Genomic DNA, 14,171 nt, shown 5'->3' with positions numbered 1-14,171 from the left:
GTCAGACTCCTGCGGGTGCGGGCTCGTTGCGGGCCGCCGGTCTCCAGGCGAGGGCGGGCGCCACCTCGGTCGCGTCTCGGCCCTGGACGTGGGTGAGGAAACCCGGCCCGAAGCGGGGTTGCTCGGTCATGGCAGGCCCTCTCAGCCGTTCACGGGACGGGGCTCGAGGCTGTGCCGGTTGGCCGGGACCGGCAGGCCGAGGTTGCCGCGCAGCGTGTCGGCCTCGTACTCGGTGCGGAACAGGTTCCGTTTCTGCAGGATCGGCACCACGCCGTCCACGAAGAGGTCCAGCTCGTCCTGGGTGCGGAAGGCGAGGTTGATGCCGTCGAAGGTGCCGGCGTCGAACCAGCGCTGGATCGTGTCGGCCACGGTCTCCGGCGCTCCGACGAACGGGGAACGGCGGAACTCGGCGACGGACTGCGCGACCTGGCGCAACGTCAGCTTCTCCACGCGCGCTCGTTCGATGATCTTCGCGGCGCCCGTGCGGCCCCCCTTCTCGGCGAGATGGGCGACGTCCGGGAACGGTGCGTCCAGGTCGTGCACGCTGAAGTCGTAGGCGCCGAAGGAGCGGCCGAGCAGCGCCAGGTGACGGTCGAAGTCGTTGTCCTCCTCGAAGATCTCCCGCTCGCGGCGGCGGGCCGCCTCGTCGGTGGCGGAGACGACGGGACCACCGTGGATGAAGATCTTGATGTGGTCGGGGTCCCGCCCGTACGCGGTGGTCCGCCGCTTGATGTCGGCGTAGTACTCCTGGGCCTGTTCCAGCGACCCGCCCGGCGCGTAGATGCCCTCGGCGACCCGCGCCGCCAGGTCGCGTCCCTCCTCGGACACACCGGCCTGGAAGACGACCGGCTGGCCCTGCGCGGAGCGCGAGATGTTCAGCGGTCCCGCGACCTTGAAGTGCTCGCCCTCGTGGTTCAGTTCGTGCAGCCGGGACGGGTCGAGGAACACATTGCGCGCCACGTCCGCCGGGAAGGCGTCGTCCTCGTAGGAGTCCCACAGCCCGCGGGCGACCTCGACGAACTCCAGGGCGCGGCCGTACCGGGTGGTGTAGTCGAGGTGCTCGTCCAGGCCGTAGTTGCGCGAGGTACCGGTGTCGAAACTGGTCACGACGTTCCAGCCGGCCCGGCCGCCGCTGATGTGGTCCAGCGAGGCGAAGCGCCGGGCTAGGTTGAAGGGCGAGTTGTACGTCGAACTGGCCGTGCCCACCAGGCCGATGTGCCGGGTATGGGTGGCGACGGCCGACAGCAGGGTGAGCGGTTCGAGCCGGTTGAGGTAGTGCGCCGGGTAGGTGGCGTTGATGAACTGGCTGTCGACGATGAACAAGGCGTCGAACAGGGCATGTTCGGCCGCCTGGGCCTGCTTGATGTAGTAGTCGATGTCGATGCTGGCGTTCTTGGCGACGCGGGGGTCCTTCCACAGACCGTGCTGGCCGGGGCCGCCGACGCCGTAGGGGTGCAGGGCGAGATGGATCCGTCGGGACATGGTTCTTCCTGTCTTTGATGAAGGCGGGAGTGCGGGGACCGTGGGTGTGGGTGTGGGTGTCGGTGGGTCAGGTCGGCAGGAGGGCGCGGAGCGCCGCTCGCTCGCCACGGTCGGCGGGGGCTCCGCGCAGCGTCGGCGCCGAGCCGACCAGCAGCCGCGTGTAGGGGTGCTCCGGCCGGCCCACGACGTCGCGGGCGGCACCGACCTCGACCAGCTCGCCCCGGTACAGCACCGCGACGCGATCGGCGATCCCGGCTACGGAACCGAGGTCGTGGGAGATGAACACGAGGGCCACGCCGGTGGCGCGCAGCTCCTTGAGGATCTCCAGAACCTGGACCCGGTTGGCGGAGTCGAGGGCGCTGACCGGCTCGTCGAGGATGACCAGCCGCGGCTCGGTGACCAGGGCACGGGCCACCGCGATCCGCTGGCGCTGCCCGCCGGAAAGTTCGCCCGGCAGCCGGCCGAGGAGATCCCCGGGCAGCCGCACGCGGGGCAGGAAGGCACGCACCCGCGCCACCGCCTCCTGACTGGCCACGCCCCGCACGAGCAGCGGCTCGGTCAGCGACGCCTCGACCGTGAGGTCCGGGTCGAGGCTGCGCAGCGGGTCCTGGAAGACGTACTGGACCACGCCCCGGCGGCGCAGCTCGCGCCACTGGCGGGGGCCGTGACCGGTGACGTCCTCGCCGTCGAGGACCACGGACCCCGCGGTGGCGCGCACCAGCCCGAGCACGGTGCGGGCGAGAGTGGACTTGCCCGAGCCCGTCTCGCCGATCAGGCCGACCGCCTCACCCGGCGCGACGCTCAGCGAGACGCCGTGCAGGGCCCGGCGGCGCCTGCGGCGGGCGCCGTAGTGGACCTCGAGTCCGGTGACGTCCAGGACGGGGCGGGCGCGGACGTCGGCGCCGTCGGCGCTGTCGGTCGGTCGGTCGGTGGTCACGCCTCCTCCTTCGGTGCGAGGGCCTTCGGTGCGAGGAACTTCTCCAGGCCGTACTGCTCGTGCTCGCTGATCAGCAACCGCGTGTAGTCGTGCCGCGGGTCGTCCAGCACCCTGCGGGTCGGGCCCTGTTCGACCACCCCGCCGTCCCGCATAACCAGGACCTCGTCGCACAACTGGGCCACCACGGCCAGGTCGTGGGAGACGACGACCAGAGCGAGCCCGGCCCGTTCGCGCAGGTCGGCCAGGAGGTCGAGGATCTCCGCCTGCACGGTGACGTCCAGCGCGGTGGTCGCCTCGTCGGCGATGAGGATCCGCGGGTCCGCGGCGATGGCGGCCGCGACGAGCACGCGCTGGAGCATGCCGCCGGACAGCTCGAAGGGGTACTGGTCGTGGACCAGTTCCGGGTCCCGCAGTTGCACCGCGCGCAGCAGCCCGAGGACGCGCTCCCGTGCCTCGCGGCGCCCGAGCCCCTTCTTGACCCGGACCACCTCCGCGATCTGCTTGCCGATCCGCAGCGACGGGTTGAGGTAGGACGCCGGGTCCTGGAAGACCGCGCTGATCGTGGCCCCGCGCAGCGCGGTCCAGCGCGCCGGCGAGAGGGCGGAGATGTCGGTGCCGTCGATCTCGATCGAGCCGCCGGTCACCTCGAAGCGGGGCGGCAGGATGCCCAGGGCGGCCCGGCACGTGAGGGTCTTTCCGCTGCCGGACTCGCCGACGATGCCGACCACGTTGCCGGGGGTGAGGTCGAAGCTCACGCCGTGCACGATCTCCCGGCCGCCGCTGCCGCCGCTGATGCGCACGTCGCGCAGCGAGAGCAGAGGGGCGGCCCGATCGGGCGGGTCCGCGGGGCCGGGCGCGCCGGTCTCCTCGGTCCGGGTGAGGAGCTTCTCGGAAACCGTCGTCATCACGCACCTCCTGCGGGGGCGGGTTCGGTTGGTCCGGGCCGGTCCGTGCGGGCTCCGCGGCCCTTGACCAGGGCACGCCCGGCCTCGCCCGACACGTCGCGGATCGCGTCCGCGAGCAGGTTGCCGGCCCAGACCGTGACCATGATCAAAAGTGCCGGGGTCAGCGGTGCCCACGGCCGGTGGCTGAGGTAGCCGAGGTCGGAGGCGAGCAGGCCGCCCCAGGTCGGCTCCGGGGGCTGCACGCCGATGCCCAGGAAGGTCAGACTGGAGACGATGACGAAACCGGTGCCGATGGTCTGCGCGAACGCCACCGCGATCGGCGGCAGCACCTTGACCCAGACATGGCGGCGTACCACCCAGCCGACCGAGGCACCGGAGATCAGCGCGGCCTCGACGTACTGCGAGCGGGCCACGGCCAGCGTGGCGGCGCGGGACACCCGGTAGAACAGGGGCGACACCAGCACCCCCGTCACCAGCATCGCCTGTGTCAGCCCGTTGCCGAGCAGGGCGATCACGGCGACGGCGAACAGCAGGAACGGCAGGGCCACGAGCGTGTCGGCCAGCCGCAGGGTGATCCACTCGAAGGCCCGGCCCAGGTACACCGAAAGGATTCCGGGGATCGCCCCCACGACCAGTGCCGTGAGCGCGACTTCGAGCGCGCCGAGCACGCTGACCCGGGAGCCGTCGAGCAGGCGGCTCAACACGTCCCGGCCGAGGTAGTCGGTGCCCAGCCAGTGACTGCCGGACGCGGCGGCGAGGGCGTTGTCGCTGGTGGCGAGCGGATCCTGCGGGGCGAGGAGCGGCCCGAGAATCGCGAGCAGCGCCACCACCGTCAGGATCGCGACGGCGATGCGGCCGGAGGTGAGGGAGAGGATGCGGCGCAGCATGTTCAGACCCCCCGCTGCGCGGCCGGCGTGACGCGCGCCAGCACCAGGTTGACGACGAGGTTGAAGGCGACGACCAGCGCGATCGATACCACCAGGACCCCCTGCACGGCCGGTACGTCACCGGCCTGGGCGGAGTCGTTGGCGAAGCGGCCGAAGCCCTGCAGCCCGAAGATCCACTCGGTGACCACGGAGGCTCCGACCAGGGACGGGAACTTCAGTCCCAGCGTGGCGAGCGTCGGCCCCAGACCGTTGCGCAGCACGTGCACGAAGAAGACCCGCCGCGGGCTCAACCCCCGTACGACCGCGCCCGTCACGTAGTTCTCCTGGTACGCGGCGACGAGGCTGGAGCGGAGCTGGCGTGCGACGTCGGCGACGACGTCGAAGCTGAGCGCCACCGCCGGAAGCGTGATGTGCGCGAGCCACGGCCCCAGGCCCTGCTCAGCCGGGACGTATCCGGCGGAGGGGAACAGATGGAGCTGTACGGCGAGGACGGCCACCAGCACGATGCCGACCACGAACGCGGGCATCACCGAGATCACCGTGACGAACCCGGTGACCGCGCGGTCCACCCACGTGGTGCGGCGCAGTGCCGCAAGCGTGCCGAGCGCGAAGCCCCCCACCACACCGATGACCAGCGCGAACGTCGCGACGGAGAGACTGACGCCCAGACCGAGGCCGATCAGCGTGGAGATGTCTGCGCCGTTGGTCCAGCTCGAGCCGAGCTGCCCGTGCAGGACACCGCCGATCCAGTCGCCGTACTGGACCAGGAAGGGCCGGTCCAGGCCCCACTGTGCCTCGACCCGGGAGATGGCCTCGGGTGTGGCCTCCTCGCCCAACTGGATCCGGGCGGGACTGAGTCCGCTCAGCGAGCGCAGCGCGAACGTCACGAACGTCGCCACCAGGAACACGGGCACGAAGATCGCGACCGACCTGGCGAGGGTGAACAGGACCCGGCCCAGCGCGTGCCGTGCCCGCTTCACCGCTTGCCGCCGATGGTCACGCCGGTCCAGTCGATGTGGGCGGGGTTCTTCGGCAGGTCGGAGACCGACGTGCTCTTGGCGATGAGGTTGGGCGAGGAGTAGGTGAAGACGAGGGCCTTGCTGTCCAGGCCGGCCCGCGTCGCCGCCTGCAGCACCTCCGGGTACTCGGGCGCGTCCAGCGGTGTCCGCCGTACCTTGGCGACAGCGGCCTCGAAGCCGTCCGGCTCGTAGGGGGAGCTGAGGTTGAGCGGCCCGTCGGGCCCGAAGTGGGCGGTGAGGGTCTGGGCCGCCGAGTCGCGGCCGGTGGTGCCGTAGAGCGAGAACGTGAGGTCCTTGGCGAAGAAGGGCGTCGCCCAGTTCTTGTCTATCTTGATGTCCACGGTGATGCCCACCTCGGCGAGCTGCGACTGCACGATCTCCGCCTGCGGGTCCTCCGACGGGATGACCAGGTCGAGCTTGATGTCACCGGGCTCGTAGCCCGCCTCGGCGAGGAGTTTCTTCGACTTGGCCGGGTCGTAGGGGTAGGCGTCCTCGGACTCCGGATCGTAGGCCACATAGCCCTTGGGGAAGGGCTGGTTGGTCGCCTCGCCGTAGCCGAAGGTCAGTTTGTCCACGAACTCCTCGCGGTTGACCGCGTGCCGCACGGCGTCGACGACCTTGTCGTTGTCGAACGGCGCCTTGTTGACGTTCAGGCTGATGTTGGAGGCGTTGAACCCGGGCTGGACGAACACGTCGAGGCCGGCCTTCTTGGCGGCGTCCGCCTGACTCGGGTCGATGTCGGCGAAGTTGTACACGCCGGTCTGCAACCCCGAGACGACCGTGGAGGCGTCGGGCGCCGAGGTCAGCTCGACGTTGTCGATGTGGATGTTCTTCGCGTCCCAGTAGCCGGGGTTCTTCTTCAGGACCGCCTTGGTGCCCGGGACGATCTGAGTGACGGTGAACGGGCCGGCGCCGACCGGGTTCTGGTCCAGCTTCCGGGGTGTGGCGGCCGCCTTCGGACTGGCGATCTGAAGGACTCGCTGACCGAGCAACTGCGGTATCTGGTAGTCGACTTGATGGAGATTGACGACGGCGTCAAGTCCGTCGGCCGTCACCGACTCGATCGACGTCAGGTCACCGTACAGTGCCGAGTTCTTCTGGTTCTGCGCCCGTTCGACCGCGGCTTTGACGGCGGCGGCGTTCACCGGCTCGCCGTCGCTGAACTTCAGCCCGGGGCGCAGGTGGAAGGTGACCCGGTCGCCCTTGTCGTTGTACTCCCAGCTCTCGGCCAGGTCCGGTACGGCCTTGCCGGTGGCGTCGGTGCGGGTCAACGAGGCGTATACGAGGGAGAGTTCGCGGAACTGGGCGCCGCTGCCCCCGACCACCGGGTCCCAGTGCGTGGGGAAGTAGGTCGAGGTCCACCTCAGGGTGGCGTCGCCGCTCGCGGAGGCCGCGTCACCGCCGCACGCGCTGAGGACGGGGACGAGCACGGTGGCGAGGGCGGCGCCGAGTGCGGTGGCACGCAGTCGGCCGGATCGGCGGAGCGGTCCGGGGCGGCGGAACGTGAGTCGTCCGGGCATCTCGTACTTTCTGTGACGGTCCAGGGCCGTGTCCGGGCAGGCCGGCACGGGCACGGGCACGGACAAGGACAAGGGCAAGGGGGTGGTCGTCCGACCGCACCCGTGACGCCGGTTCGGGCATGCCGAGGTGCATACGAGGCATGGCGAGGCATGACGGGACGTGGCGGGGCACGTCGCGTTGAGCGTGCGCAGACGTCGGTGGCTGCCCGGATGCGGTCCGGGCGGGGGAGGGAAGCAGACGGCGGAACGCCGAGAGGCGGGCGGCCGGCGCCGACCGGGAGGTCAGGCGCCGCCGGGCCGTGGGCGGCGGTCGGTCAGCGACAGAGAGCGCTGCAGGTGCGCCGCAGGTCCACGTAGCGGCACACCACGGCGGGGTGCGTCGTGAGCATGCTGCTCATCCTGGCGGCAGCCATGAGTGGCTGTCAATGGACACCAATTGGTGTCTCATTGGGCGGGACGGGCCGCGATCGCAGATCAGAGCGTTGTCACGGCAGGGCGGGGGAGCCGTGGCGAGTCGCCGGGTGCGTCGCCGCCTCCTCCGGATGCAGCCACAGAGGCCCGTTGCCCGTCTCGACGCGGACCGCCCACGCAGGGGGTTCCCGCCCGTCCGTCAGCAGTTCCCACTCCACCCCCGTCAGGCTCCGGTGGCGCAGCAACGCCTCGTCCGGCGACTGTCGTACGTCCTCGCGCACCGCCCCGGGACACACGTCGCCGACCGCGTCCTCGTACGCCGTGCGGGGGCGCCGCCCCGGAACGAGGCGGTGCCCGCCCGGCGTCCGGACCAGCACGGTCGGCAACGCGTACCGGTACCCGCCATCCGCGGTCTCCTTGGCGGCGCCCGGATGCGGCGGAGCCGCCCGGCACCGACCGCGCCTCGGGGACCGGCCGACGGGCCTCCGCCCGGTCGGCGCGGACCCGCTCCCGTACGGTGTCGGACAGCGCGTCGGCGGACAGCCGCGTCAGGTCCAGGTGCTGGACACCCCACACCGCGGCCAGTGCCAGTTCATGCGTGTCGGCCGGTTCCCCGAGCACGAAGACCGTCTCGCGCAGCCGGCGCAGCACCCGGTCCGCGACATCCGCCCCCTGGAGTTCCGCGGCCTTGGCGACGAGGGAGGCGGGCCACGAACTCGCCGCCACCCGGCTCAGCCGAGCCGCCCGCGGGGCGCCGGTGTGACGGGTGATCTCCTCGACGTACTGCGCGTACCAGGCGGTCTCCGCCGCCGGATCGGGCGGCGGGTCGTCGTCCTCGTCGAAGAGGACGCAGAACACGCGACGCGGGCGGACCTCGTCGGGCAGGACGGCACGCAGCCGTCGGAACTCGGGTTCCGAGCCCCACGCCCAGGGGCACAGGGGATCGGTGTACTCGACCACCTCCACCGGGGGTCCGTCCGAGGGCGCCGTCACGCGGCACCCTTCCCGGCCGGCCCGTCACCCGCCGGAACGGGCAGCAGGGAGGCCACCGTCACCGCGCGCAGGACGGCCGCCGCGTCCGCCTCGATCCGGCGCCACACCTCGGGCAGCGCCGAGGCGGCACCGGGATAGTCCAGTGCGGCCAGGGCCTCGCCCCGAAGGGTGAGCAACTCGCCGTCCACGACCCGGGAGACGTCGAGCAGAGTGATCTCCTCGGCGGGCCGGCCGAGCCAGTAGCCGCCCTCGCAGCCGCGCTGGCTGCGGACCAGTCCCGCCCTGCGCAACTCGCCCACGACGGACTTGAGGAAACGGAACGGGATCCGCTGCGAGGAGGCGATGGCCTCACAGGTCAACGGACGGGCAGGTTCACGGGCGAGCTCCAGCAGGGCCCGCGTGGCGTAGTCCGCCTTCGCGGAGATATGCATGGGCCCATGATGCCCGACACGACCGCCGCGCCAAGGGCCTTCACCCGCTGCCCGCATCCATTGCGGGAACATTGCCGCAGGTGAAACGCAATGGACACCTCTTGACATCTTTTCCGGCGCCCTTCTAGCGTCCCCGCCATGAGCGAGCCGTTGACAACCCCCGGTGAAGGCTTCCATCCCCACCTCCACGACGCCCCCGGGCATCCGGTCACCCCCCTGCGCAGCCGCCTGCACCACATCCGTGCCGACGCCCTGGACGGCGACACGGCGCAGACCGGCGGCATGCGCAGGTTCGCGGCCGTCAGCGGGCGCGTGGTGGGTTCCGAGAAGCTGTGGATGGGCCAGACCCACGTCGCCCCCGCGACGTCCTCCTCCGACCACCACCACGGCGAGTCGGAGACGGCGATCTACGTGGTCGGCGGCCACCCCGAGTTCGTCTTCCTCGACGATTCGGGGGAGGGGCCGCAGGAGGTACGGCTGCGCACCTCCCCCGGCGACTACATCTTCGTCCCCCCGTTCGTCCCGCACCGGGAGGAGAACCCCGACCCCGCCGACGAGGCGGTGGTCGTCATCGCCCGCAGCACGCAGGAGGCGATCGTGGTCAACCTGCCCAGGCTGTACGCGCTTCAGGTCGGGTAGGAGGTGTCAGGCCTTGTCCTGCATGGACCGCCGGGCCGGATTGTGCTGCTCGGCGGCCTTGGGGTCCTTCTCGCCCGCCTTCGCCCGCACGCCCCGGGCGATGCGGTCACCGATGGTCTTGTCGATGTTCGACCAGTACTCGAAGGCCCGCTGCAGGACGGGTTCGGTCACCTCGTTGAGCAGGTGGCCCACCACGTTGTCGACCAGCCGGTCACGGGCGGCGTCGTCCATGACCTCGCGCACCAGGGTGCCCGGCTGGCCCCAGTCGTCGTCCTCGGGATGGTCGACGTAGGCCGTGCGGGTGATGGCCCCGTCCGTCTCCCAGCCGGGCGGCGTGCCGAACCGCTCGGTGTCGGCGGCGGGACCGCCCTTGGAGTTCGGCGCGTAGACCGGGTCGGTCGTCTTCCGGTAGGCCATCGCACCGTCCTTGGAGTAGGTGCGGACGTCGACGACCGGGGCGTTCACGGGGAGCTGCTGGTAGTTCGGGCCGATCCGGTGACGGTGGGCGTCGGCGTACGAGAAGAGCCGGGCCAGCAACATCCGGTCCGGGCTCGGGCCGATGCCGGGGACCAGGTTGTTGGGCTGGAAGGCCGCCTGCTCGATCTCGGCGTGGTTGTCCGTCGGGTTCCGGTCCAGCGTCATGCGGCCGACCGGGATGAGGGGGTAGTCGCCGTGCGGCCACACCTTCGTCAGGTCGAACGGGTTGAACCGGTAGCCCGCGGCATCCTCGTACGGCATGACCTGCACGTGCAGCGTCCAGCTCGGGTACTCGCCGTCACGGATGTGCTCGAAGAGGTCCCGCATGTGGTAGTCGGTGTCGGCCGCGGCCATCTGGTCGGCCTCGTGCTGCGTGAAGTACTCGATGCCCTGGTCGGTCTTGAAGTGGTACTTCACCCAGAACCGCTCACCGGCGGCGTTGATCCACATGTAGGTGTGGGAGGTGTAGCCGTTCATGTGGCGCCAGGAGCGCGGGACGCCCCGGTCTCCCATGAGCCAGGTGACCTGGTGCGCGGACTCCGGCGAGAGCGTCCAGAAGTCCCACTGCATGTCGTGGTCGCGCAGGTTGCTGTCCGCCCGGCGCTTCTGCGACCGGATGAAGTGCTGGAACTTCATCGGATCCTTGACGAAGAACACGGGCGTGTTGTTGCCGACCATGTCGTAGTTGCCCTGGCTGGTGTAGAACTTCACCGCGAAGCCGCGCGGGTCGCGCCAGGTGTCCGGGCTGCCGCGCTCACCCGCGACGGTCGAGAAGCGGGTGACCAGGTCGGTGCGCGTGCCGGGCTGGAAGACGGCCGCCTTGGTGTAGGCGCTCACGTCGTGTGTGACCTCGAAGTGGCCGAAGGCACCGCTGCCCTTGGCGTGCGGCTGGCGCTCGGGGATGCGCTCCCGGTTGAACTGCGCCATCTGTTCGATGAGATAGGCGTCCTGAAGGAGGACCGGACCCGCCGGGCCCGCGGTGAGCGAGTGTTCGTCGCTCTCCGCCGGTGCGCCGGAGTCCGTGGTGGTGGCAGGCGGGGTGTCCGTCATGGGACTGCCTTTCGTCGGGGAGTGACTGACGCGCGGGGGCCGCGCGACGCGGACACGGGGCACGGGATCCGCTCCGCTCTGCCCGGCGGAGCGGTCCCGCCGGCGCCCGAGCCGCGGCCGGGTCCCCGGCCCGCGCGGTCCCCGCAGGACGCGTGCCCCGCAGCGGCCACGCCAATCCGGTCCCGGTGCGGCCGGACGCCGGACGCGGCGGACCCGGGGCTGAGCCCGTCCGCCCGCCTGCCGTGCCGCGTCCCGGCGTCGGGAAGCACCGCGTACTCGCCGTACTGGCCGTACTCGCCCATCCGTCCAGGACCCTCCGGAGTGCCGTCGTCCGTATCAGTCTCCGCCGCCGCCCGGACCTCGCAAGCGGAGACGGTGAGACGGTGGCGGGCGACGTCACGCGTGCGCGGCCGTCCGTCGTCGGTGAGGGCGGGTCGCCCGAGTCCTCGGCGGGATCGCCGACAATGATCGGCATGACGCCTCTGCACACCAACCCGCTCTTCGACCGGCTGGCGGACGCCGAGCGGATCCTCGTCGCAGGGGCGGGCGGCGGGTTCGACATCTACTCGGGTCTGCCCCTGGCCCTGTCCCTCCTGCACCAGGGCAGGGAGGTGCGGCTGGCGAACCTCTCCTTCAGCGCGCTCGCCGGTCTTCCCCCCGACGCCTGGGCCGCGCCCGACCTGGCCGTCATCACGCCCGAGTCGGCGCCGCACCAGAGCTACTTCCCGGAGCGGACCCTCGCCCAGTGGCTGCGCGGGCACGGCTACCCGGCCACCGTCCACGCCTTCCCGCAGACCGGGGTCCAGCCGCTGCGCGCCGCGTACGAAGCCCTGATCGCGCTGCACGCGATCGACGCCGTCGTACTGGTCGACGGAGGCACCGACATCCTGCTGCGCGGCGACGAGGCCGGTCTCGGCACCCCCGAGGAGGACCTCACGAGCGTGGCGGCCCTGGCCGCCCTGGACCACGTGCCGCACCGCCTCGTTGTCTCGCTCGGGTTCGGCATCGACGCGTACCACGGCGTGAACCACGTACAAGTCCTGGAGAACATCGCCGCGCTGGAGCGCGACGGTGCCTGTCTCGGGGCCTTCTCCGTTCCGCGCGCCAGCCGCGAGGGCGCGCTGTACCTCGATGCGGTGGCACACGCCCAGGAGCACACGCCGGAACACCCCAGCATCGTGAACGGCTCCATCGCGGCGGCCGTTCAAGGCTCCTTCGGCGACGTGCGGTTCACCGACCGCACCCGGGGCAGCGAACTGTTCGTGAACCCGCTGATGTCCCTGTACTTCGCCTTCGACCTCCCTGGCCTGGCGGCCCGCTGCCTGTACCTGGACCGCATCGAGGACACCCACCTGATGCGCCAAGTGCAGTCCCGCATAGCCGAGTTCCGGGAGACGGTCGTGCCTCGCCCACCCCGGAGCTTCCCGCACTAGGACCCGTCCTGGCCGGAAGACCGGGCGCGCAGGGCCCGGCGGACGGCACTCCGCAGCCAGTGGTGTGCTCCGTCGGCGGTGTGCCGGGGGTGCCAGGCCATGCCGATGACCAGGGGCGGCAGCGGCAGCGGAATGTCGAGGATGCGCAGGCCGAGGACGGTCGCCTGCTCGGTCAGTGGTGAGGGGGAGGCGTCGGGCGGTGCGGCGGGGATCAGGGCGACCACGTCGCTGCGGGCGGCGAGGCCCAACGCGGCCAGATGGCCAGGAAGGACCACGGTGACCCGGCGGATCAGACCGTGCTCGGCGAGGGCGGCGTCGACGGGACCGGTGAAGCGTCCGCGGCGGCTGACGGCGACATGCTCGGCGGCGGCGAACCGGGCCGGGGTCGGGGGCTCCTCGGTGAGGGGGTGACCGGGCCGGACGGCCGCCGCCATCCGCAGGGTGACCAGCTCCTCGACCCGGGTTTCGGGGTCCACGTGATCGATGGCCCCGACCTCCAGGTCGACCCGGCCGTCGCGGAGGGCGGGACCGGCCTCCAGCTCCTCGGCAAGGAACCGCAGTGACACCCCGGGTGCCTCCTGCCCGGCCAGCGGCAGCAGGCCGGCGGCGAGTACCGCACCGACCAGGTCGGCGGCCTGGAGGGTGAGAGTGCCCCGCAGCGTGGCCGGGTCCACGTCGGCGGCCGGAGTCAGCAGTGCGCCGAGCCGGCGCACCACGGTGGCGGCTTCGTCCCGCAGGACCAGCGCCCTGGGAGTGGGCACCATGCTCTGTCCGGCCCGGACCAGCAGGGGGTCCTGGAGGATACGGCGGAGGCGGCCGAGGGTGCGGCTCATGGCGGCGGGGGAGGTGTGCATGCGGGCCGCGGCGCGGGTGACGCTCTGCTCGGTGAGCAGGGCGTCGAGGGCGACGGCGAGGTTGGCGTCGACGACCGGCGCCAGGGGATCCGTGCTGTTCACCAGTGTCATTCCGTTCCGGGCAATAATCCCTTGCTGAAGTTCCCATTGTGGCAACACCTCGTGGGCTCGCAGGATCGAGGTCGTACCGATCCGGCCCGACCCACGAGGTTTTCATGATCGTCATCACTGCTCCCACCGGGAACATCGGCCGCCACCTGCTGCCGCTGCTCCTGGAATCCGCTCCCGCCCGCGGCGAGGAACTGCGCGTGATCGTGCGCGACCCCGCACGGCTGTCCGACACGGTGCGCGAGCGCGTCGAGGTGGTCACCGGCTCGCACGGTGACGCCGCGGTCGTCGACCGGGCCTTCGACGGCGCCGACGCCGTCTTCTGGCTCGTCCCGCCGGACTCCTCCATGACCCCGGACGACGCCTACCTCGGCTTCACCCGCCCCGCCGCGAACGCCCTCGCCGTGCACGGCGTCGGCCATGTCGTCGGTGTCTCCGCCCTCGGCCGCGGCACCCCGGTCGCCGACCGCGCCGGACTCGTCACCGTCTCGCTCGCCGTGGACGACCTGATCGCGGGCACAGGTGTCGCCTACCGGGCCCTGGCGAACCCCTCGTTCTTCGAGAACGTCCTGGAGGAGGCCGACTCGATCCGCGAGAAGGGCGTCTTCGGCGACGCCGCCGACGCCGACCGCAAGGCTCCGTTCGTGGCCGTCGCCGACATCGCCGCCGTGGCCGCCGGCCTGCTCCTGGACCGGTCCTGGACAGGCACCGGCAGCGTCCCGGTCCTCGGCCCGCAGGACCTGTCGCCCAACGACCTGGCCCGCATCATGACCGAGCAACTCGGCCGCCCCGTCCGCTACGAGCGTCAGGCGTTCGACGACCTGCGCACCACCCTTGTCGGCCACGGCCTCGACAAGGCGTTCGTCGACGGTGTCGTCGACATGAAGCGGGCCAAGGACGACGGCCTCGACGCGGGCGTCACCCGAACCCCGGGCAACACCGCCCCGACCACCTTCGAGCACTGGGTCGCCCAGACCCTCAGGCCCGCGGTCCTCAGGTCCGCGGGCCGCTCCTGAACCCTCGCC

At 71.5% G+C, this 14,171-nt stretch carries 13 protein-coding genes and 1 pseudogene; 3 read left to right on the top strand and 11 right to left on the bottom strand.

The features are described 5' to 3' along the window. Position 1 precedes the first annotated feature (1 nt). The 9 genes and pseudogenes from KUM40_RS42225 to KUM40_RS28290 form a co-directional block, all read right to left on the bottom strand. Positions 2 to 130, bottom strand: a complete 129-nt coding sequence (locus KUM40_RS42225; protein ID WP_302180907.1) for a hypothetical protein — start codon at positions 128 to 130, stop codon at positions 2 to 4. Between the two features lie 11 nt (positions 131 to 141). Continuing rightward, entirely contained in the window at positions 142 to 1,482 is a 1,341-nt protein-coding gene (locus KUM40_RS28325; protein ID WP_217169029.1) for an LLM class flavin-dependent oxidoreductase, read from the bottom strand. 67 nt (positions 1,483 to 1,549) lie between these two features. Next, positions 1,550 to 2,419, bottom strand: a complete 870-nt coding sequence (locus tag KUM40_RS28320; protein ID WP_217169028.1) for an ABC transporter ATP-binding protein — start codon at positions 2,417 to 2,419, stop codon at positions 1,550 to 1,552. After that, on the bottom strand, positions 2,416 to 3,324 hold the full coding sequence (locus KUM40_RS28315; protein WP_217169027.1) for an ABC transporter ATP-binding protein: 909 nt from the start codon (positions 3,322 to 3,324) through the stop codon (positions 2,416 to 2,418). Before KUM40_RS28315 ends, KUM40_RS28320 begins: the two co-directional genes overlap by 4 nt. Then, entirely contained in the window at positions 3,324 to 4,211 is an 888-nt protein-coding gene (locus tag KUM40_RS28310) for an ABC transporter permease (protein WP_217169026.1), read from the bottom strand. The genes KUM40_RS28315 and KUM40_RS28310 overlap by 1 nt, the downstream gene beginning before the upstream one ends. Positions 4,212 to 4,213: 2 nt before the next feature. Beyond that, positions 4,214 to 5,191 (bottom strand): ABC transporter permease, encoded by a 978-nt coding sequence (locus KUM40_RS28305; protein ID WP_217169025.1) that lies wholly within the window; start codon positions 5,189 to 5,191, stop codon positions 4,214 to 4,216. After that, a complete protein-coding gene (locus tag KUM40_RS28300; protein ID WP_217169024.1) occupies positions 5,188 to 6,750 on the bottom strand; it encodes an ABC transporter substrate-binding protein in 1,563 nt (520 codons plus the stop codon). Before KUM40_RS28300 ends, KUM40_RS28305 begins: the two co-directional genes overlap by 4 nt. 485 nt (positions 6,751 to 7,235) lie before the next feature. Then, a pseudogene (locus KUM40_RS28295) lies at positions 7,236 to 8,154 on the bottom strand (DsbA family protein). Further along, on the bottom strand, positions 8,151 to 8,585 hold the full coding sequence (locus KUM40_RS28290; RefSeq protein WP_217169023.1) for an Rrf2 family transcriptional regulator: 435 nt from the start codon (positions 8,583 to 8,585) through the stop codon (positions 8,151 to 8,153). The pseudogene KUM40_RS28295 and the gene KUM40_RS28290 overlap by 4 nt, the downstream one beginning before the upstream one ends. Positions 8,586 to 8,723: 138 nt before the next feature. On the opposite strand from KUM40_RS28290, the gene KUM40_RS28285 reads away from it, so the two are divergent. After that, positions 8,724 to 9,224, top strand: coding sequence for a cupin domain-containing protein (locus tag KUM40_RS28285; protein WP_217169022.1), 501 nt, complete (start codon positions 8,724 to 8,726; stop codon positions 9,222 to 9,224). 6 nt (positions 9,225 to 9,230) lie between these two features. Here the strand turns inward: KUM40_RS28285 and KUM40_RS28280 are convergent, their stop codons facing one another. After that, positions 9,231 to 10,751: a catalase gene (locus tag KUM40_RS28280; RefSeq protein WP_217169021.1), complete on the bottom strand. Its 1,521-nt coding sequence runs from the start codon at positions 10,749 to 10,751 to the stop codon at positions 9,231 to 9,233. A 473-nt stretch (positions 10,752 to 11,224) separates the two neighbouring features. Between KUM40_RS28280 and KUM40_RS28275 the strand changes: the two genes are divergently transcribed. Continuing rightward, the gene (locus tag KUM40_RS28275; RefSeq protein ID WP_217169020.1) at positions 11,225 to 12,184 is read left to right on the top strand and encodes a DUF1152 domain-containing protein; all 960 of its coding nucleotides are present in this window, start codon (positions 11,225 to 11,227) and stop codon (positions 12,182 to 12,184) included. Here KUM40_RS28275 and KUM40_RS28270 read toward each other — a convergent pair. After that, positions 12,181 to 13,149 (bottom strand): LysR family transcriptional regulator, encoded by a 969-nt coding sequence (locus tag KUM40_RS28270; protein WP_217169019.1) that lies wholly within the window; start codon positions 13,147 to 13,149, stop codon positions 12,181 to 12,183. The two genes, KUM40_RS28275 and KUM40_RS28270, sit on opposite strands and share 4 nt — an antisense overlap. Positions 13,150 to 13,253: 104 nt before the next feature. On the opposite strand from KUM40_RS28270, the gene KUM40_RS28265 reads away from it, so the two are divergent. After that, positions 13,254 to 14,162 carry an NAD(P)H-binding protein gene (locus KUM40_RS28265; protein WP_217169018.1) on the top strand — a complete coding sequence of 303 codons (909 nt, stop codon included), beginning with the start codon at positions 13,254 to 13,256 and terminating at the stop codon, positions 14,160 to 14,162. The last annotated feature ends 9 nt before the right edge of the window (positions 14,163 to 14,171 follow it).

This window comes from Streptomyces sp. AC512_CC834 (assembly GCF_019049325.1).
Classification (GTDB): domain Bacteria; phylum Actinomycetota; class Actinomycetes; order Streptomycetales; family Streptomycetaceae; genus Streptomyces.
This window is presented reverse-complemented; position numbering and strand designations above follow the sequence as displayed.